Genomic DNA, 19,443 nt, shown 5'->3' on the forward strand with positions numbered 1-19,443 from the left:
CGGACGAGCCGGTGAGCGGGTCCTTCCCGTGCCGCGGCGGCCCCGTCACACCCCTTCCGCGGCCCTCCCCGGACCGTGGCGGCGCGGCCGCCGCACTCCTTCCGCGGGCCCTCCCCCGGCCGCACGATCAGGCGGTGGGCCGGGCTGCGGGAGGAGCGGCGCGGCAGGAAGGGCGGCCACGGCGCGCGGTCCCGGCGGCCGGGACGGGCGAGCGGGTCGCTACTGCGCCAGCATGTCCGCGGTGAGGTTCGCCTCGGTGTTGGCGATGCCGAGGTCCTGGGCGCGCTTGTCGGCCATCGCGAGCAGCCGCCGGATGCGCCCGGCGATGGCGTCCTTGGTCAGCGGCGGGTCGGCGATCTGGCCGAGCTCCTCCAGCGACGCCTGCTTGTGCTCCACCCGCAGCCGGCCGGCGATCACCAGGTGCTCGGGGGCCTCGTCGCCGAGGATCTCCAGCGCCCGCTGCACCCTCGCGCCGGCGGCGACGGCGGCCCTGGCCGACCTGCGCAGGTTGGCGTCGTCGAAGTTCGCCAGGCGGTTGGCGGTGGCCCGCACCTCGCGGCGCATCCGCCGCTCCTCCCAGGCCAGCACGCTGTCGTGGGCGCCGAGCCGGGTCAGCAGCGCGCTGATCGCGTCGCCGTCGCGCACGACCACGCGGTCGACGCCGCGCACCTCGCGGGCCTTGGCGTGGATCTTGAGCCGCCGAGCCGAGCCGACCAGGGCCAGCGCCGCCTCCGGCCCGGGACAGGTCACCTCCAGCGACATCGACCGGCCGGGCTCGGTCAGCGAGCCGTGCGCGAGGAACGCGCCCCGCCACGCCGCCTCTGCGTCGCAGGTGGCCCCGGAGACGACCTGCCGGGGCAGACCGCGTACGGGCCGGCCGTGGTTGTCGATGAGGCCGGTCTGCCGGGCCAGCGCCTCGCCGTCCTTGTAGACGCGCACGACGTAGCGCGAGCCCTTGCGGAGACCGGCGGGGGCCAGGACCAGCACCTCGGCCTTGTGCCCGAAGACCTCGCCGATGTCCTTGATCAGCCTGCGAGCGGTGGCGTTGGTGTCGAGCTCGGCCTCGATCACGATGCGCCCGCCCACCAGGTGCAGCCCGCTGGCGAACCGCAGCAGCGTCGAGACCTCCGCCTTGCGGCAGCAGGGCTTGAGCACCGGAAGGCGGCTCAGCTCGTCTTTCACCACACCCGTCATGGCCATCAGCTCGTGTCCTCCCCCAGACAGACTCTGCCCGTCAGTCTCTCGCACCGAGTGAGTACGCAATCACCGCTTCTCACGGAAAATCTCATCCAGGACAGCGGCAAGACGTGGTCCGTCGTGCCGCGCAGATCCGTCATGGGCGGCCACATCGGCCAAAACGACTCGCCCGCCCATCGACCCGGCCGCCTTCTCCAGCGCCCCCGGGTCGGCCACCACACCGCCGTCGGCGATCACCGCGTCGACGACCAGTGCGGGGGCGTGCTCGCCGAGCACCTCCAGGTGCCGCTCCGGCGAGAAGCCGTCGGTCTCCCCCGCCTGCGGCGCGAGGTTGAGGATCACCAGCCGCCTCGCGCTCGTCTCGTGCAGCGCCCGGGCGAGCTCGGGCACCTTCAGGTGCGGCAGCACGCTGGTGAACCAGGAGCCCGGCCCGAACACCACCCAGTCGGCCGTCTCGATCGCCTCGACCGCCTGGGGGCAGGCGGGCGGGTCGGATGGCAGCAGCGAGATCGAGCGCACCCGTCCGGGCGTCAGCGCGCAGGCGACCTGCCCGCGCACCGTCGTGACCGTCCCGTCCAGCTCGACCTCCGCCTGGATGTCGAGCGGCACGGAGGCCATGGGCAGCACGCGGCCGTGCGCGCCGAGCAGCCGGCCCACCCAATCCAGGCCCACCACGGGGTCTTCGAGAAGCTCCCAGAGCGCGACGATGAGGAGGTTGCCGACGGCGTGGCCGTGCAGTTCGCCCTCGCTCCTGAAACGGTGCTGGACGACCTCGCTCCAGGTCTGACCCCACTCGTCGTCGCCGCACAGGGCCGCGAGCGCCATCCGCAGGTCACCGGGCGGCAGAACCCCCAGCTCGCGTCTGAGACGCCCGCTGGAGCCGCCGTCGTCGGCGACCGTGACCACCGCCGTCAGGTCGTCGGTGACGGTCCTGAGGGCCGACAGGGAGGCGTACAGGCCGTGGCCGCCGCCGAGCGCGACGACTTTGGGGCCCCTCGCGGCGGTCTCGAGGTTGGGAGGAGGCATCGATTGGCCGGGGGTAGGGGACTTCCGCGGGGGATCGGGGACGGAGGGGTCTGCGGGTTCTTCCGGGGCGGGGTCCTTCATCGTCCTCCTCGCCTCGCCGCGAGCACCGCTCTGCGGAGCCGTGGCGCTCATGTCGTGCCGATCGGCCCGGCCCCGGCGCCTGCCGGCACTCGCCGGACGCGGTCGCGTCCGCGCGCCCGTCGGCGGCCCGGGCGGGGGCCCTCACTCGCGGCCCGTGTCCCGGTGGCTGACCTGGACGTCCATGCCGCGCTCGCGCAGGCGCGCGCCGAGCTGCTCGGCCATCGCGACGCTGCGGTGCTTGCCTCCGGTGCAGCCCACCGCGAGAGTGACGTACCCCTTGCCCTCTCGCGCGTATCCGGCGGCCACGACGCCGAAGACCTCCTCGTATCCGTCGAGGAACTCCTTGGCCCCGGGCTGGCTGAGCACGTAGTCGCGCACGGGAGCGTCGAGCCCGTTCAAGGGCCGCAGTTCCGGCACCCAATGGGGATTGGGCAGGAACCGGCAGTCCACGACGAGGTCGGCGTCGACCGGCAGACCGTACTTGTAGCCGAAGGACACCACGTTCACCTTCAGCCCCGGGCGGTCCTCGCCGCCGAAGAACGAGACGATCTTCTTGCGGAGCTCGTGGACGTTCAGCAGGGACGTGTCGAGGACGAGGTCGGCGTTGGCACGGACCTCGCGCAGGATGCCGCGCTCGCGGTCGATGCCGTCGACGAGGCGCCCGTCGCCCTGGAGGGGGTGGGGACGCCGGACGTTCTCGAACCTGCGGACCAGTTCCTCGTCGCTGGCCTCAAGGAACACCACCCGGACGCCGACACCGCGCCCGTCGAGCTCCTCGATCGCCGCGTTCAGGTCGGTGGTGAAGGCGAGGCTGCGCACGTCGACCACGGCGGCGACGCGGTCGGTCGCCATGTTCACCCGGCCCGCCTCCTCGGCGAGTGAGGACAGCAGCCCCGGCGGCAGATTGTCGATCACGAACCAGCCGAGGTCCTCCAGAGCCTTCGCAGCGGTGCTGCGCCCCGCCCCCGACATTCCGGTGATCACCACGAATGCCGGCTCAGTCGTGCTCATCGCCCGCTCACCGCCTTGCCGCCCATGTCCGCTCACCCAATGTCAGCCCCGTCCGCCATCCCGCGCGGGGATGGCCGGCCCGCCCGCCGGGGGTCGGGCCGCTTCCCCGCGGGAGGGGCCTCTGGTGCCGGAGCATGACACCTCTTCATCTGATCGCGCCACCGCCACGCCGGGCGACTCCCACGGCGCCCTGCCCACCGCACCCTGCCCACCGCACCCTGCCCACCGCACCCTGCCCGCTGCGCCCTGCCTTCTGCGCCCTGCCTTCTGGCCGGGGCCGGGGCGGGACCTGCCGAGGTGCTCGCGCGAGCACCTCACGACCCCTGCCCCGCGGGGGACGGGCTCTCACCGCGCAGTGCCGCGACGATCGCCTCGGCGGTCGCGCGGCCGATGCCGGGGACCTCACGGATCTCCTCCGCGCTCGCCTCCCGCAGCCGCTTCACCGAGCCGAAGTGCCGCAGCAGGGCCTGACGGCGTGCCGGGCCCAAACCCGGCACGTGGTCGAGCGCGCTCTCCTTGAGCGATTTCGACCTCTTCGTCCGATGGTAGGTGATGGCGAACCTATGTGCTTCGTCACGGACGCGCTGTAACAGGTAAAGCCCCTCGCTGCTGCGCGGCAGGATCACCGGCTGGTCGTCGCCGGGCAGCCAGACCTCCTCCAGCCGCTTGGCCAGCCCGCACACCGCGATGTCGTCGATCCCGAGCTCGTCCAGGGCACGCTGGGCCGCCGCCGCCTGCGCCGGGCCGCCGTCCACCACCACGAGGTTGGGCGGGTAGGCGAACTTGCGGGGCCTGCCGGTCTCCGGGTCGATCGGCGTCGCCGCGCCGCCGCGCCCGGCCGCGCCGTAACCGTTCGCGTCGTACCCGTCTCCGCCGTGCCCGTTCGCGTCGTACCCGTCTCCGCCGTGCCCTGTCGCGTCGCGCCCTGCCTCGTCGTCCGTCCCCGCGTCCAGCTCGCCCGTCGCGGCCCGCTCCTCCAGGTAGCGCTTGAAGCGCCGGCAGATGACCTCGTATATCGAAGCGACGTCGCCTTCCCCGGTCCTGATGGAGAAGCGGCGATACTCGCTCTTGCGGGCCAGGCCGTCCTCGAAGACCACCATCGAGGCGACGACGTTCTCGCCCTGGATGTGCGACACGTCGTAGCACTCGATCCGCAGCGGCGCCTGGTCGAGATCGAGGGCGTCGGCGATCTCCTGCAGAGCCCGGCTGCGCGTGGTCAGGTCGCTCGCGCGGCGCAGCTTGTGCTGGGCGAGCGACTCCTTGGCGTTGCGCTCCACCGTCTCCATGAGGCTCTTCTTGTCACCGCGCTGGGGAACGCGCAGGTCGACGCGGGAACCCCGCTGCTCACTCAGCAGCTCGATCAGCGCGGCCTCGTCCGGGGGCCGCGCCGGGACGAGGATCTCGCGGGGGATCGTCGCCTCGCCGTACATCTGGAGCAGGAACTGCTCCACCAGCTCGCCGGGGGTGGCCTCCTCGACCTTGTCGACCACCCAGCCGCGCTGCCCGCGGATCCGGCCGCCACGCACGTAGAAGACCTGGATCGCCGCCTCGAGCGGGTCTTCGGCGAGGGCGATCACGTCGCAGTCGGTGCCGTCGCCGAGCACGACCGTCTGCTTCTCCAGGGCCCGCTGCAGCGCCTGGACGTCGTCGCGGAGCCGCGCGGCCCGCTCGTACTCCTCCACGGCCGCCGCCTCGCGCATCTCGCGCTCCAGCCGCTTGATGAAGCGGCCGGTGTTGCCGGCCATGAAGTCGCAGAAGTCCTCGGCGAGGGCGCGGTGCTCCTCGGGGGTGACCCGGCCCACGCAGGGCGCGGAGCACTTGTCGATGTATCCCAGCAGGCAGGGCCGCCCGATCTGCCCCGCCCGCTTGAAGACCCCCGCCGAGCACGTCCGCACGGGGAAGACGCGCAGCAGCAGGTCGACGGTCTCCCGGATGGCCCAGGCATGCGAGTAGGGGCCGAAGTAGCGGGTGCCCTTCCGCTTGGCCCCGCGCAGCACCTGCACCCGGGGGAAGTCCTCCCCCATCGTCACGGCCAGGTACGGGTACGACTTGTCGTCGCGGTACTTGACGTTGAACCGGGGGTCGAACTCCTTGATCCAGGAGTATTCGAGCTGGAGCGCCTCGACCTCGGTGCCGACCACCGTCCAGTCCACGGACGCCGCGGTCGTCAGCATGGTCTGCGTCCGCGGGTGCAGTCCGGCGAAGTCCGCGAAGTACGAGTTGAGCCGCTGCCGCAGGCTCTTCGCCTTGCCCACGTAGATCACCCGGCCGGCCGGGTCGCGGAAGCGATAGACGCCTGGCGACTCAGGGATCGATCCGGGCGCCGGTCGATAAGTTGCCGGATCCGCCACACCCAAAGACTACTGGCCTACACCGACAATCCCGCCGTCGCCGACGGAGCCGGGTCACGGTGACGCGACCCGCGGCCTTTACGTTGTAGATCAAGGAGGAGGCGTCAGCCGACTCCGGCGACGACCTCGTCGAGGGTCTGCCCGGTGAGCCGGTGAAGCCGTGACGAGCCACCGGTGCGGGTCCTCTCGCGGCCGGCCGGCGGTCAGGATGCGTGGACTTCGTCGAATAGGGCGACGGCTTCGGCGGGGTCCGGGCTCACGAGGCGTTCCAGACCGGCGGTCGTCATCTTCGCCCACCTGCCGGCCCGCGCCCACATCTGTTCCTCGAAGGCGCGGACGACCTCGTCCAGATCGCCGGAGCCGGAGGCGGCGGCGACGGACTCGGCGAGTTCGGCGCCCTCCAGCATCGCAAGGTTCGCGCCCAGCCCCAACGGGGGCATCAGGTGGGCGGCGTCGCCCAGGAGCGTCACCCCTCGGACGTGGGCCCAGGTGTGGGACACGGGCAGGACATATAGGGGGCGTTGGACGAATGCGGCGCCGCGGCGGAGGAGGTCGAGGACCGGAGCGGCCCAGCCCTCGAACAGCGCCAGCAAACGTGCTCGCACGGCCTCCGCGCCGACCGGATCCGGTCCCGCCTCCAGGCCCGCGCCCGTGTCCGCGTCAAAGTCCGCGTCCGTGTCCGCGCGCCGGTCCGGGCTCGGATGCCGGTCCGGGTTCGCGTGCCAGTCCAGCGGCGCGCGGAACTGGGCGTACACCTTGACGTGGCCGCCGCTGTTGCGCTGGGCGACGAGGCCGCGGTTCACGCCGTACACGGCCATGGAACCGTCGCCGATCAACCGGGCGAGGTCGGGGTGACGGGTGTCGACGTCGTCCAGGGAGGTCTCGACAAAGGTGACGCCGGTGTAGTGCGGCGTCACGGACGAGACCGCCGGGCGGACCCGGGACCAGGCGCCGTCCGCGCCGACCACGAGGTCGAAGGTCTCCTGTCGCCCGTCCGCGAAACGGACCAGCACGCCGCCTGGAACCCCCGGCACCACCTCCGTCACGCCCCGCCCCCACTGGACGTCCAGGGGGCCGAGCAGCAGGTCACGGAGTTGCCCGCGGTCGATCTCGGGATTGGCGTGGTCATCAGGACGGGGTTGCCAGTCACGGAGGACGGACCCGTCCGTGTCCAGGATGCGCATGGCCTGCCCCTCGGGACGGGACAGCGCCTGGAACTCCGCCAGCAGCCCCGCCTTGCTCAGCGCGAGCTGGCCGAGCCGCTCGTGCAGGTCCAGCGTGCCGCCCGGAGGACGGGCGTCGGGGGCGGGATCGCGTTCGAAGACCGTGACGGAGTGACCGTGGCGGTGCAGGACGCGGGCGAAGGTGAGGCCGGCGGGGCCGGCTCCGATCACGGCGATACGATGTCTCATGTCGATACACTGTATTTTGACGAGACGCTGTATCGCAACAGTACGATGTACGCATGACTGTGTGGGACCGGCCGGAGCCGCCGACTCGCCCCGCGCCGCTCGACCGGGAGCGCATTGTCGCCGCCGCCGTCGCGCTGGCCGACGAGGGCGGGCTGGAAGCGGTGTCGTTGCGCAAGGTCGCCGCCCGGCTGGACGTCGGCCCGATGCGGCTGTACGGATACATCTCCACCAAGGAGGAGCTGTTCGACCTCATGGTGGACGAGGTCTACGCCGAGATCCTCCCCGAGGAACAGCCCGGCGACTGGCGAGAGGTGCTGCGCGTCCTCGCCCACCGCACCAGGCAGGCCTGTCTCCGTCACGAATGGCTGGCCGACCTGCTCGGCGGGCGTCCGGCCCTGGGCCCGAACGCCCTCGCGGTGACCGAGGCCACGCTGGCCGTCTTCGACGGCCTCACCGACCTCGATACCGTCATGCGCGCCGTGGAGACCGTCAACGCCTACTTCACCGGCGCGATCAGGCGCGAGATAGCGAACCTGCGGGCCGAGCGTGCCTCGGGCCTGTCGGAACGCGAGTGGCAGCACGCCTCCGGCCCGCATGTGAGGAGGTTGCTGGCCACGGGCCGCTTCCCGGCGCTGGCCAGGTTCGTGCACGATGGCAACGAGGTGGATGCCGAGGTGTCCTTCGCCACCGGGCTGGACTGGGTCCTCGACGCGGTGGCCGCCAGACTCGCCCGGCCGGCCGGCGTGACGTTCCGGATTTCCGGCTGACATTCGAGGGGCGGCCGCCCGCCATCGCGCACGCTTCCGCGCGATGACGGACGGCGGTGTCCCTCGGCGCCCTCAGGCGAGAGGTGCTCTCCCCGTCACCCGCCGGGCGGGCACCGGACCTGCCCAGACGGCGGACCCGTCAAGCCGTCAAGCCGTCAAGCGAGGGTGATGCTGTCGCCGCTCACCGTGATCTTCTTCTCGGCGAGCGGCCTGGCCGCCGGGCCGTTCGTCACGGAGCCGTCCTTGGCGCTGAACCTGCTGCCGTGGCACGGGCAGACGATCTCATTGTTCGAGACGCTGCCGACCGGACAGCCCTGGTGGGTGCAGGTCGCGCTGAACGCCTTGAACTCGCCGGCCGCCGGCTGGGTGACGACGACATCCTGGTCCTTGAAGACCTTGCCGCCGCCCTCGGGAATGTCGGAGGTCTTCGCGAGCTCGCCCCCGCCCTGCGCCGCCTGAGACTGGCCGCCCTGGGACCCGTCCTGGTCCGCCGACGCCGTCATGTCCCCGTCGGAGGCGCCGCACGCGCTCAGCGCCACGGCCAGCCCGGCGCCTCCGGCACCGAAGATCACGGCCCGGCGTGTCGTATCCGTCATGCTCATCCTTCCCTGATGCGGCGGCCCGGGACGTCCACGGCCCCGGGTCCTTCCCCTGCGCGACGCGTCACCCCGTGTGTCCTCAGGTACGGCCATCACCCCGTGGCCGGTTCAGAGTGACGCGGTCGGAAGGAGAAGAGTAGGGAGAAATAATGAGACGAATACTCATACGCCCAAGATCTTGCGCAGGAACGTGCCGGTGTGGCTCTCCTCGACCCGGGCGATCGCCTCGGGCGTGCCGGCGGCGATCACCTTGCCGCCGCCGGACCCGCCCTCGGGTCCCATGTCGACGATCCAGTCGGCGGTCTTGATGACGTCGAGGTTGTGCTCGATCACGATCACCGTGTTGCCGGCGTCCACGAGCCGGTTGAGCACGCCGAGAAGCCGCCTGATGTCCTCGAAGTGCAGGCCGGTGGTGGGCTCGTCCAGCACGTACACCGTGCGGCCGGTCGAACGCCGCTGCAACTCGGAGGCGAGCTTCACCCGCTGCGCCTCGCCGCCGGACAGCGTGGTCGCGGGCTGGCCCAGCCGTACGTAACCGAGACCGACGTCGTTCAGCGTCTGCAGGTGACGGCGGATCGCGGGGATCGCCTCGAAGAACTCCAGCGCCTCCTCGATCGGCATGTCGAGGACCTCGGAGATCGTCTTGCCCTTGTAGTGGACCTCCAGCGTCTCCCGGTTGTACCGGGCGCCGTGGCAGACCTCACAGGGGACGTAGACGTCCGGCAGGAAGTTCATCTCGATCTTGATGGTGCCGTCGCCGGAGCACGCCTCGCAGCGCCCGCCCTTGACGTTGAAGCTGAACCGGCCCTGCAGATAACCGCGGACCTTCGCCTCGGTCGTGGCCGCGAACAGCTTGCGCACGTGGTCGAACACACCCGTGTACGTCGCCGGGTTGGACCTCGGCGTGCGGCCGATCGGCGACTGGTCGACGTGGACGACCTTGTCCACCAGATCGGTGCCGACGACCCGGGAGTGCCGTCCCGGCACGGTCTTCGCGCCGTTCAGCTCCTTGGCCAGCGCGGCGTAAAGGATGTCGTTGACCAGCGTGGACTTGCCGGACCCCGAGACGCCGGTGACCGCGGTGAAGACGCCGAGCGGGAACTCGACGTCCACCCCCTTCAGGTTGTGCTCACGGGCGCCCTTCACGACGAGTTGCCGCTTCTTGTCCCGCGGGCGCCGGATCTCCGGCGCGGTGATCGCCTTGCGGCCCGACAGGTACGCACCGGTCAGCGACTCCTCGCTGGCGAGCAGGTCCTGCACGGTGCCGGACACGACGACCTGGCCGCCGTGCTCGCCCGCGCCGGGGCCGATGTCGACCACCCAGTCGGCGGCGGCGATCGTGTCCTCGTCGTGCTCGACCACGATCAGCGTGTTACCCATATCGCGCAGCCGGATCAGCGTCTCGAGCAGGCGCTGGTTGTCCCGCTGGTGCAGGCCGATGGACGGCTCGTCCAGCACGTACAGCACGCCGACCAGGCCGGAGCCGATCTGGGTGGCCAGGCGGATCCGCTGCGCCTCGCCGCCCGCCAGCGTGCCGGCCGCCCGGTCGAGCGTGAGGTAGTCGAGGCCGACGTCGAGCAGGAAGCCCAGCCGGGCGTTGATCTCCTTGACCACCCGCTCGGCGATGTGCATGTCCCGCTCGGACAGCCGCAGGCCGGACAGGAACTTGGCGCAGTCGGCGATCGACATCCCCGAGACCTCGGCGATCGAGGCGTCCCCCACGGTCACGGCCAGCGAGACCGGCTTGAGGCGGCGGCCCTTGCACGCCGGGCAGGGCACCTCGCGCATGAAGCCCTCGAACCGCTCACGGCTTGCGTCGCTCTCCGACTCGGCGTGCCGGCGCTGGACCCAGGGGATCACGCCCTCGAACTCGGTGTAGTAGGACCGCTGCCTGCCGTACCGGTTGCTGTAGCGGATGTGGACCTGCTCGTCGTGGCCGTGCAGGATCGCCTTCTGCGCCTTCTTCGGCAGCCGCTCCCACGGGGTGTCGAGGTCGAAGCCGAGCGCGTTGCCCAGCGCCTCCAGGAGCCGTACGAAGTAGTCGCTGGTGTGGCCGTTCGCCCACGGGCTGATCGCGCCGTCGCCGAGCGTGCGCTCGGGGTCGGGCACGAGGAGGTCGGGGTCGACCTCCATGCGGGTGCCGAGGCCGGTGCACTCCGGGCAGGCTCCGAAGGGCGAGTTGAACGAGAACGACCGGGGCTCCAGCTCCTCGAACGACAGGTCGTCGTAGGGGCAGTAGAGGTGCTCGGAATAGAAACGCTCACGGTTGGGGTCGTCGTCGGGGAGGTCGACGAAGTCGAGCGTGATCGTGCCGCCGGACAGCTGCAGCGCGGTCTCCACCGAGTCGGTGAGCCTGCGCCGCGCGCTCTCCTTGACCGACAGCCGGTCGACGATCACTTCGATGTCGTGCTTCTCGTACTTCTTGAGGGTGGGCGGCTCCTCCAGGCGCACGATCGTGCCGTCCACGCGGGCGCGGGCGTAGCCCTTGGTCTGCAGCTCGCGGAACAGCTCGGCGTACTCGCCCTTGCGGCCGCGGATGATCGGGGCGAGGACCTGGAAGCGGGTGCCCTCCTCCAGTTCGAGCACACGGTCCACGATCTGCTGCGGCGTCTGGCGGGCGATCGGGCGTCCGCACTGCGGGCAGTGCGGCTTGCCGATGCGCGCCCAGAGCAGACGCAGGTAGTCGTAGACCTCGGTGATCGTGCCGACGGTCGAACGGGGGTTGCGGCTGGTGGACTTCTGGTCGATGGAGACGGCCGGGGAAAGGCCCTCGATGAAGTCAACATCGGGCTTGTCCATCTGACCCAGGAACTGCCGGGCGTACGCGGACAGGGACTCCACGTACCGGCGCTGCCCCTCGGCGAAGATCGTGTCGAAGGCCAGGCTGGACTTGCCGGAGCCCGAGAGCCCCGTGAAGACGATCAGAGCGTCTCGCGGGAGGTCGAGCGAGACGTCTTTGAGGTTGTGTTCGCGTGCGCCACGCACGATCAGGCGGTCAGCCACGGTGGTCCCGATAGGTCGATGAGGTGAATGGAGGTGCACGGGCAGGCTATCCAGAGCCACCGACAATTTCGGGGGGCATCGTCCGGCGGCCGGAGAGGGCGGCCCCGCGTGCTTCCGTGGGACACGCTCCGTGAACCAGGGTATGAGCTTCGTCAAACCCGCGCCCGGCATCCGCGCGAAACCCCTGCTCATACAACCGCCGGTCACGCCGTCCTCTTCCCGCGCGGTTAGGAGGACGGCGGCACGGGACTCCAGGGTCCATCATTCTTCCCATGTCCGTTATCGACGAGACCGAGCGGGAGCTGGCCGAGGCGACCGAACGCCTGCTGGCGACCGTCGCCCGCCTCACCGACGAGGATCTCCGCGCGCCGTCCCTGCTGCCCGGGTGGACGAGGGGACACGTGCTCACGCACGTCGCCCGCAACGCCGACAGCTGCGTCAACCTGCTGACCTGGGCACGGACGGGCGTGCGGACGCCGCAGTACGCATCGGCGCGGGCCCGCGAGGCCGGCATCGAGGCGGGCGCCGGCCGACCGGCCGGTGAACAGCTCGCCGACCTCCGCGACAGCGCGGAGCGGTTCGCCGCGGCCCTCAGGCAGACGCCCGCTCAGGCGTGGACCACGCCGGTCTCGGGAATGCACCCGCCCGACCACCCCGCCTGGTACGTCCCGATCCGCCGGCTCAGGGAGGTCGAGGTGCACCACGCCGACCTCGGGGCAGGCTACGGATGGGCCGACTGGCCCGAGACGTACGTGAGACGAGAGCTGTACGACACGATGCTCTGGCTCGGCGACGAGAGCCCGGTGGGCGAAGTCGTCGCCCTCGATCCGGGCACCGGCGAGGTCCTGAGAACGTGGACCGGCCTCGGCGAAGGACCGGCCGTGGAGGGCACACCGCGTGAGCTGCTGGCCTGGTTCGCGGGCAGGACCGACGGCACGGGCCTGCGACTCGCCGCGCCGCGCGGACACATCCGGCACGACGCCCCCGATGCCCGCCTCCGGCACGACGCTCCCGATGCCGGCGTCCGGCGCGACGCCGCCGGGAAGCTGCCCTCCCCGCCGCCCTGGCCGAGAACGTCCCCGGCGGGACTGCCCGCCGAACCACCGTCGTCCTGGCCGCCCGCCGGGAACTAGAGAGGAACGATCATGACCTATACCGGAAACGTCACCAAGGGCGGACCCGCCGACGTACGCGAGGTCCCCGGGCTGACGATCTCGAAGATCGAGGTCGGCGGCTTCGGCAACAACGCCTACCTGCTCCGGTGCACCGAGACCGGCGACGGGCTGCTGATCGACGCGGCGGCCGAGCCCGACCGGCTGATCGAGCTGATCGGCGACATGCCGATCAGCTCGATCGTGACCACCCACCGGCACCCCGACCACTGGGGCGCCCTGAAGGAGGTCGCCCGCGCCACCGGCGCGCAGACGGTCGCCCACCCTCTCGACGCCCCCGAGCTGCCGGTCGAGGTCACCAGGGAGGTCGAGCACGGCGACCGGGTGACCGTCGGCGTGGTGACGCTGGACGTCATCCACCTGCGCGGCCACACCCCCGGCTCGATCGCGCTGCTCTACCAGGACCGCCACCTGTTCACCGGCGACTCCCTGTTCCCCGGCGGCGTCGGCAACACGCAGAAGGACCCGGCGCGGTTCGAGCAGTTGTTCACGGACGTGGTGGAACGGATCTTCGACCGGCTTCCCGACGAGACGTGGGTCTACCCCGGCCACGGCAAGGACACCACGCTCGGCGCCGAGCGGCCGCATCTGCCCGAATGGAAGGCCCGCGGCTGGTGACGTACGCCTGACGCACACCCGGACGACCGGCGGCCCAGCGCGGGCGCCGGCTCGTCCCCGCGCCCCGCGGTTGCCTCGCTCCGGGACCGCGCGAGCCGGGACCCCCGCGAGCCGCGACCGCGCGAACCACGCCGCCTGACCGTCCCGCGCTCCGGAACCACGTGAGCCCAGACCCCCGCGATCCCGGGGCCGTGGGGTCGGGCAGCACATGATCCGGGGCGGCATGATTTCGTTCGGATGATTCGGGGAGCTCCTGCGGGGCAGCGGCTACCGTACGGACCGTCGGAGGAGCCCCGGATGACCCCCCTCGTGACCCCCCTCGCGAGCGCGGCCGCGTGGAGCGGTCACGACACCCGCCTCATCGTGGCCGCCCTGGCCGGCATCGCGGTCATCGTGCTGCTGATCACGAAGCTGCGGACCCACCCGTTCCTCGCCCTCGCGCTCGGCTCGGGCGTGCTCGGCCTCGTGGCCGGGATGGCCCCCGAGAAGCTGATCGACAGCTTCTCCGCCGGGCTCGGCTCGACCGTGGCCGGCGTCGGCGTGCTCATCGCCCTCGGGGCGATGCTGGGCAAGCTGCTGGCCGACTCGGGCGGGGCCGAGGAGATCGTGGACGGCATCCTGCGGCGCAGCAGCGACCGCGCCCTGCCGTGGGCGATGACGCTCATCGCGGTGCTCATCGGGCTGCCGATGTTCTTCGAGATCGGACTGGTCCTGCTGATCCCCGTCATCCTGCTGGTGGCCCGGCGCAGTGGCCGTCCGCTGCTGCTGATCGCGATGCCCGCCCTGGCGGGCCTGTCCGTCCTGCACGGCCTGGTGCCTCCGCACCCCGGGCCGCTGGTCGCGATCGACACGCTCAAGGCCGACCTCGGGCTCACGCTCGGGCTGGGCCTGCTGGTGGCGATCCCGACGGTGATCGTGTCCGGCCCGCTGTTCGCCAGGTTCGCCGCCCGATGGGTGCGGCCGGCACCGCCAGAACGCCTCGAACGCGAGCAGGTTCAGGATTCCGAGGACACGGAACCGGAGGACCGAGACCGGCCCCGGCCGGGGTTCGGCGTCACGGTGGCCACGATCCTGCTGCCGGTCCTGCTGATGCTGGGCCGGGCCGTCGTGGAGATCGTCCTGCCGGAGGGCCACGTCGTACGGACCGTGTTCGAGGTCCTCGGCACTCCCCTGATCGCCCTGCTGATCGGCGTGATCGTGGCGATGTTCACGCTGGGCCGCGCCGCCGGCTTCGGCCGGGCCCGGATCTCCTCGGCGATCGCCGACTCGCTGCCGCCGATCGCCGGGATCCTGCTCATCGTGGGCGCGGGCGGAGGATTCAAGCAGACCCTGGTCGACTCAGGCGTCGGGAAGGTCATCGGCGAGGCCGCGCAGGGCGCGAACGTGCCCGTTCTCGTGCTCGGCTGGCTGATCGCCGTCGGGATCCGGCTGGCCACCGGTTCGGCCACGGTCGCCACGATCTCCGCCGCCGGGATCGCCGCTCCGCTGGCGGCCGGGCTCTCCCCCGCCCACGTCGCTCTGCTCGTGCTCGCCATCGGCGCCGGGTCGCTGTTCTTCTCCCATGTGAACGACGCCGGGTTCTGGCTGGTCAAGGAGTACCTCGGGATGTCCGTGGGCGAGACGATCAGGAGCTGGTCGGTCATGGAGGCGATCATCTCGGTGGTGTCGTTCTGCTGCGTGCTCCTGCTCGGGCTGGTGATCTGAGGACCGCGAAAGGGCGTCCGTATAGTGGTCGGCGCACACCGTCCTACCCCTGGAGCCCGGGCACCTCATGGAGATCACTGGAATCGAACTGCGCCGGATCGCGATGCCGCTCGTCGCGCCGTTCCGGACGTCGTTCGGCACCGAGACCAGCCGCGACGTCCTACTGGTGCGGGTCGTGACGCCGGAGGCCGAGGGCTGGGGCGAGTGCGTGGCGATGTCCGAGCCGCTGTACTCGTCGGAGTACGTGGACGCGGCGGCCGACGTGCTGCGGCGTTTCCTGATCCCCGCGCTCCCTCGCGACCTGGACCCCCAGGCCGTCGGTCCCGCCCTCGCGCCGTTCAAGGGCCACCGGATGGCCAAGGCGGCGCTGGAGGCCGCGGTGCTCGACGCGTCGCTCCGGATCACCGGTGAGTCCTTCGCGCGCTACCTGGGCGCCACCCGCGACCGCGTCCCCTGCGGCGTCTCTGTCGGGATCATGGGCTCGGTGGCCGAACTGCTCGACACCGTCGGGGCGTACGTCGAGGAGGGGTACGTACGGGTCAAGCTGAAGATCGGGCCGGGGTGGGACGTGACACCGGTCCGCGCCGTCCGGGAGCGGTTCGGGGAGGAGCTGCTGCTCCAGGTGGACGCCAACGCGGCCTACACGCTCGCGGACGCCCGTCATCTGGCCCGGCTGGACGACTTCGACCTCCTGCTCATCGAGCAGCCGCTGGCCGACGACGACCTGGTGCAGCACGCCCGGCTCGCCCGGTCGATTCGCACGCCGATCTGCCTGGACGAGTCCATCGAGTCGGCCGCCCACGCGGCGGCGGCCGTCAGCCTCGGCGCGTGCTCGGTGGTCAACATCAAGCCGGGGCGGGTGGGCGGTTATCTGGAGGCCCGGCGCATCCACGACCTGTGCCGCGCACACGGCGTCGTGGTCTGGTGCGGCGGCATGCTGGAGACCGGGATCGGACGGGCGGGCAACGTCGCGCTGGCCGCGCTGCCCGGCTTCACGCTTCCGGGCGACACCTCCGCCTCGCGGCGCTATTTCCACACCGACGTGACGCCGCCGTTCGAGCTGGACGGCGGGCACCTCGACGTTCCCGACGGCCCGGGGCTGGGCGTGGACCCCGTACCGGACATTCTGGACGAGGTCACCACGGCGACGGAGTGGATCCGGCTGTGACGCCCAGAACCGGTCAGACGTCGCCGAGGCCAGGGCACGTCGCCCAGAGCAGGCTGCGACCCGTCAGGCGTCGCCGAGAGCAGGGTGCGGCCGGGGCTCGCCGGTGGTGAAGACCTTCACGATGCGGTCGGCCGCGAGCGCGGGCTCCTCCGCGCTCTCCACCACGTCGCCCCAGGACCAGCGGTAGAACCAGCCGTCCGACATCGCGACGCAGTCCACGGTCTCGGTGAACAGCGCCGCGTCCGGGTCGCGGACCTTGAGCGACGGCGGGTCGGGGCGCAGGGACGCCTCCAGGCCGCGCAGCTCAAGCTCCCGGGCTAGTTTGCCGAGGAAGTACGTCCGGGTGTGCTCACGAGGCATGGCGACCAGGGCTCCATTGGACTAGGCGTTTTCTCCACGTGATTGGCCCGGGCCCAAGGTGGCGGGCCCCAGCCGACCGGGGCCCTGTCCGTGCGACGACGTCAGCCCGCGTTCTCCGAGCGTCGTTCCCTGCGCTGCTGCTGTTTGAACATGAGAACGCGAAGCGGAATGGCGGACACGATCGCGATCTGCATCGTGGCGCCCACCTTGATGAGCTGGTCGCCGCCCGCGAGACCGGCCGCCCAGATCATCAGGCAGGCGACGTTGATCAGCATCCAGGCCAGCACGACGGCGGCCAGATTGCCCTTGGGCTTGGGGTACTCGATGCGGCTCACCATGAGCCAGGCCACGCCGAAGATGGCGGCGAGCGTGACGTAGTTCGGCTGGAAGAGCAGCACGATCGACACCACGGTCATCGCGCCCATGGGGATCGGCAGGCCCATGAAGTCGCCGCTCTTGGTCTTCACGCAGGCGAAGCGGGCCAGCCGTACGACGCCGGCGAGCAGCACGGACCCGGCCGCGCACAGCACCAGCCACAGCGGGAGCTTGCCGGAGAAGCCGGCCCAGATCACCACCATGAAGGCGGGCGCGAAGCCGAAGCTGATCACGTCGGCGAGGTTGTCCAGCTCGGCGCCCATCGCGGACGCGCGGAACTTCCTGGCCACCAGGCCGTCGAACAGGTCGCAGGTCGCGCCGATGAGCAGCAGCACCACGGCCGTGCCGAAGAAGCGCGGGTCGGGGGCGAACTTGCCGCTGGCCTGCAGGTCGCTGATCGCCGACCAGGCGAGCACACAGACGGCGAGGAACCCACTGAGTGCGTTGCCGAGCGAGAGGGAGTCGGCGGCCGACAGGCGGAAGGCCTTGCCTACGGGCCCGCGCGGCTCCTCATCCACCCCCTCCACCGGCCAGGAGGCCTCGGCTCCGAGGTCAGACGTGGTCAAGGCGCGTCACCCCCGCGACGGTCCGGGTGCCGACGGTGACCGCCGGCCTGATGCCCTCGGGCAGGTAGAGGTCCACCCGGGAGCCGAAACGGATCAGTCCGACCCGCTCGCCCTGGGCGACCTTGGCGCCCGCGAACAGGTACGGCACGATGCGGCGCGCGACGGCGCCGGCGATCTGCACCATCTCGATGTCCCCGAGCGCGGTGTCGAAATGCCAGACGACGCGCTCGTTCTTGTCGCTGTCCTTGTTGAACGCGGGCACGAAGCCGCCGGGCACGTGCTCGACCGAGGTGATCATGCCGTCGGCGGGCGCCCGGTTGACGTGCACGTTGAGCGGGCTCATGAAGATCGCTACCCGGGTGCGGCCGTCCGGCCACGGGTCGATGCTCTGCACGACGCCGTCGGCGGGCGAGATGAGCCTGCCCTCGCCCAGCGCGCGCTCGGGGTCGCGGAAGAACCACAGCATCCCGCCGGTGAGGGCGGCGAGCGGCGCCGCGGCCAGCGCCCACCGGGGCGACCTGCGGGTGAGAACGGCGGTGACGGCTGCCGCCGCGGCGGTCGGAGCCAGCCACGGGGACACCCCGCGCGCGAGCCTGACCCGGCCCCGGGCACTTCCCGCGATCCCGGATTCAGGGCCGCGGGGCAACGATTCGTTGGACACAGATGACCTTTGTACTCTTCTGGCGACTATGGACCGGCATGCGAGCTAGCGATCGATATTACCGATCCGGCAGTCAATGCGTGGCACAACGAGAACAAGCAAACAGGGTGAGTGCCCGTTTCGCTAGCCCTGCGGGGCTTCCGCCTGAGACGCCTCCGTCTGAGAGGCTTCTGCCGGAGTAATGGTCCTGTCGTCGCGGCGAGCCTTGATGAGACTGGCGACGGTGGTCACGGCCATGGTCACCCCGATGACCGCCAGCGATACCCAGATGGGGACCTGCGGGGCCCAGGAGACCTCGTTCTCGTGAAGTGCTTCAAGAATCAGCTTAACCCCGATGAAACCGAGGATGAACGCCAATCCGTAGCTGATGTAGACCAGCCGCTGCAGCAGTCCGCCGAGCAGGAAGTAGAGCTGACGCAGTCCCATCAGGGCGAACGCGTTCGCGGAGAACACGATGAAGGCCGCCTTCGTGAGCCCGAAGATGGCGGGAATCGAGTCGAGGGCGAACAACAGATCCGTGGTGCCGATGGCGATCATCACGATCAGCATCGGCGTCACCATGCGCCTGCCGTCCACCCGAACGGTCACCCGGGAGCCGACGTAGTCGGGGGTGGTCGGGAAGACCCGCCGGGCCCAGCGCAGGAGGATGTTCTCGTTGAACTCCTCGTCCTGCTTGTTGTGGTCCCTGACCAGCGTGTACGCCGTGTAGATGAGGAAGGCCCCGAACGCGTACAGCAGCCAGCCGAAGCGGCTCAGCGCGGCGGCGCCGATGGCGATGAAGATCCCACGCATGACGAGCGCCAGGACGATGCCGACCAGCAGGACCTTGTGCTGGTAGATCCGGGGCACCCCGAAGCGGGTCATGATGATGTAGAAGATGAACAGGTTGTCGACGCTGAGGCTGTATTCCGTCAGATAGCCCGCGAAGAACTCCCCGCCTGTCCCGGCTCCGGCCCAAATCGTTAACCCGATGCCGAACAACACGGCCAGGCAGACGTAGAAGCCCACCCAGATGCCCGCCTGCCGCATCGAGAACTCACGTGGTTCACCACGATCGACGATCCACAGATCAACGGCGACCACGATGACGAGACCAACGATGACCAGGGCCCACAACCACAAGGGCGCATGTACCACGACTACCTCCGGCGCGCGCTGAACACACTGCCGGAGGTCTCTCCCGCCCGTACGCGCACGGCGGACCGACGGCCCCGGGTGCTGACACCGTGATGACGGAACCGCCGCGAAGGGATACTCCCCCCCAACCCGTCCAGTATATGGATCAGGCTTAGCCTCACCTAATCCTCGCCGGAACATCGGCGGTCATCGGCGAGAACAGGAGGCGACTCACCAGCCCGACGGTCTTGTGTCA

General features: G+C 70.8%; 16 protein-coding genes. 5 read left to right on the forward strand and 11 right to left on the reverse strand.

The features are described 5' to 3' along the window. Nucleotides 1–219: 219 nt before the first annotated feature. The 5 genes from whiA to BXA11_RS34925 form a co-directional block, all read right to left on the reverse strand. Nucleotides 220–1,200 carry a DNA-binding protein WhiA gene (whiA, locus tag BXA11_RS34905; protein ID WP_030507327.1) on the reverse strand — a complete coding sequence of 327 codons (981 nt, stop codon included), beginning with the start codon at nt 1,198–1,200 and terminating at the stop codon, nt 220–222. Between the two features lie 63 nt (nt 1,201–1,263). Then, nucleotides 1,264–2,223, reverse strand: coding sequence for a gluconeogenesis factor YvcK family protein (locus tag BXA11_RS34910; RefSeq protein WP_076441476.1), 960 nt, complete (start codon nt 2,221–2,223; stop codon nt 1,264–1,266). A gap of 222 nt (nt 2,224–2,445) precedes the next feature. Continuing rightward, nucleotides 2,446–3,315: an RNase adapter RapZ gene (gene rapZ / locus BXA11_RS34915; protein WP_030507329.1), complete on the reverse strand. Its 870-nt coding sequence runs from the start codon at nt 3,313–3,315 to the stop codon at nt 2,446–2,448. A 314-nt stretch (nt 3,316–3,629) separates the two neighbouring features. Continuing rightward, nucleotides 3,630–5,666 (reverse strand): excinuclease ABC subunit UvrC, encoded by a 2,037-nt coding sequence (gene uvrC / locus BXA11_RS34920; protein ID WP_076441479.1) that lies wholly within the window; start codon nt 5,664–5,666, stop codon nt 3,630–3,632. Nucleotides 5,667–5,869: 203 nt separating this feature from the next. After that, nucleotides 5,870–7,078: an FAD-dependent oxidoreductase gene (locus BXA11_RS34925; RefSeq protein ID WP_076441481.1), complete on the reverse strand. Its 1,209-nt coding sequence runs from the start codon at nt 7,076–7,078 to the stop codon at nt 5,870–5,872. Between the two features lie 53 nt (nt 7,079–7,131). On the opposite strand from BXA11_RS34925, the gene BXA11_RS34930 reads away from it, so the two are divergent. After that, nucleotides 7,132–7,845 (forward strand): TetR/AcrR family transcriptional regulator, encoded by a 714-nt coding sequence (locus tag BXA11_RS34930; protein WP_076441483.1) that lies wholly within the window; start codon nt 7,132–7,134, stop codon nt 7,843–7,845. A gap of 155 nt (nt 7,846–8,000) precedes the next feature. Here BXA11_RS34930 and BXA11_RS34935 read toward each other — a convergent pair whose 3' ends face one another. After that, nucleotides 8,001–8,441, reverse strand: coding sequence for a Rieske (2Fe-2S) protein (locus BXA11_RS34935; protein WP_143734697.1), 441 nt, complete (start codon nt 8,439–8,441; stop codon nt 8,001–8,003). Nucleotides 8,442–8,606: 165 nt separating this feature from the next. Further along, entirely contained in the window at nt 8,607–11,447 is a 2,841-nt protein-coding gene (uvrA, locus tag BXA11_RS34940) for an excinuclease ABC subunit UvrA (protein ID WP_030507334.1), read from the reverse strand. A gap of 272 nt (nt 11,448–11,719) precedes the next feature. Between uvrA and BXA11_RS34945 the strand changes: the two genes are divergently transcribed. The 4 genes from BXA11_RS34945 (at nt 11,720) to menC (ending at nt 16,109) form a co-directional block, all read left to right on the forward strand. Continuing rightward, complete coding sequence (locus BXA11_RS34945) at nt 11,720–12,580, forward strand: maleylpyruvate isomerase family mycothiol-dependent enzyme (RefSeq protein ID WP_076441487.1); 861 nt, start codon at nt 11,720–11,722, stop codon at nt 12,578–12,580. Between the two features lie 12 nt (nt 12,581–12,592). Continuing rightward, on the forward strand, nt 12,593–13,237 hold the full coding sequence (locus tag BXA11_RS34950) for an MBL fold metallo-hydrolase (protein WP_076441489.1): 645 nt from the start codon (nt 12,593–12,595) through the stop codon (nt 13,235–13,237). A gap of 297 nt (nt 13,238–13,534) precedes the next feature. Continuing rightward, nucleotides 13,535–14,941: a GntT/GntP/DsdX family permease gene (locus BXA11_RS34955; RefSeq protein WP_076441492.1), complete on the forward strand. Its 1,407-nt coding sequence runs from the start codon at nt 13,535–13,537 to the stop codon at nt 14,939–14,941. A 67-nt stretch (nt 14,942–15,008) separates the two neighbouring features. Then, nucleotides 15,009–16,109, forward strand: coding sequence for an o-succinylbenzoate synthase (gene menC / locus BXA11_RS34960; protein ID WP_076441494.1), 1,101 nt, complete (start codon nt 15,009–15,011; stop codon nt 16,107–16,109). Nucleotides 16,110–16,172: 63 nt separating this feature from the next. Here menC and BXA11_RS34965 read toward each other — a convergent pair whose 3' ends face one another. The 4 genes from BXA11_RS34965 to BXA11_RS34980 all read right to left on the reverse strand — a co-directional run bounded on the left by BXA11_RS34965 (nt 16,173) and on the right by BXA11_RS34980 (nt 19,208). Continuing rightward, nucleotides 16,173–16,469 (reverse strand): hypothetical protein, encoded by a 297-nt coding sequence (locus BXA11_RS34965; RefSeq protein WP_030507339.1) that lies wholly within the window; start codon nt 16,467–16,469, stop codon nt 16,173–16,175. A 101-nt stretch (nt 16,470–16,570) separates the two neighbouring features. Next, nucleotides 16,571–17,410 (reverse strand): CDP-diacylglycerol--serine O-phosphatidyltransferase, encoded by an 840-nt coding sequence (gene pssA / locus BXA11_RS34970; protein ID WP_076441496.1) that lies wholly within the window; start codon nt 17,408–17,410, stop codon nt 16,571–16,573. Then, nucleotides 17,397–18,056 (reverse strand): phosphatidylserine decarboxylase, encoded by a 660-nt coding sequence (locus BXA11_RS34975; RefSeq protein WP_076441498.1) that lies wholly within the window; start codon nt 18,054–18,056, stop codon nt 17,397–17,399. The genes pssA and BXA11_RS34975 overlap by 14 nt, the downstream gene beginning before the upstream one ends. 138 nt (nt 18,057–18,194) lie before the next feature. Continuing rightward, nucleotides 18,195–19,208, reverse strand: coding sequence for a TerC family protein (locus BXA11_RS34980; protein WP_063754591.1), 1,014 nt, complete (start codon nt 19,206–19,208; stop codon nt 18,195–18,197). Nucleotides 19,209–19,443: the final 235 nt, after the last annotated feature.

The organism is Microbispora rosea, from assembly GCF_900156315.1.
GTDB classification, from domain to species: Bacteria; Actinomycetota; Actinomycetes; order Streptosporangiales; family Streptosporangiaceae; genus Microbispora; species Microbispora rosea.

Bases quoted from the DNA above. Each gene is read 5' to 3' on its own strand.
- whiA (WP_030507327.1), bottom strand. From the start codon at position 1,200: ATGGCCATGACGGGTGTGGTGAAAGACGAGCTGAGCCGCCTTCCGGTG.
- BXA11_RS34910 (WP_076441476.1), bottom strand. From the start codon at position 2,223: ATGCCTCCTCCCAACCTCGAGACCGCCGCGAGGGGCCCCAAAGTCGTC.
- rapZ (WP_030507329.1), bottom strand. From the start codon at position 3,315: ATGAGCACGACTGAGCCGGCATTCGTGGTGATCACCGGAATGTCGGGG.
- BXA11_RS34925 (WP_076441481.1), bottom strand. From the start codon at position 7,078: ATGAGACATCGTATCGCCGTGATCGGAGCCGGCCCCGCCGGCCTCACC.
- BXA11_RS34930 (WP_076441483.1), top strand. From the start codon at position 7,132: ATGACTGTGTGGGACCGGCCGGAGCCGCCGACTCGCCCCGCGCCGCTC.
- BXA11_RS34935 (WP_143734697.1), bottom strand. From the start codon at position 8,441: ATGACGGATACGACACGCCGGGCCGTGATCTTCGGTGCCGGAGGCGCC.
- BXA11_RS34945 (WP_076441487.1), top strand. From the start codon at position 11,720: ATGTCCGTTATCGACGAGACCGAGCGGGAGCTGGCCGAGGCGACCGAA.
- BXA11_RS34950 (WP_076441489.1), top strand. From the start codon at position 12,593: ATGACCTATACCGGAAACGTCACCAAGGGCGGACCCGCCGACGTACGC.
- BXA11_RS34955 (WP_076441492.1), top strand. From the start codon at position 13,535: ATGACCCCCCTCGTGACCCCCCTCGCGAGCGCGGCCGCGTGGAGCGGT.
- menC (WP_076441494.1), top strand. From the start codon at position 15,009: ATGGAGATCACTGGAATCGAACTGCGCCGGATCGCGATGCCGCTCGTC.
- BXA11_RS34965 (WP_030507339.1), bottom strand. From the start codon at position 16,469: ATGCCTCGTGAGCACACCCGGACGTACTTCCTCGGCAAACTAGCCCGG.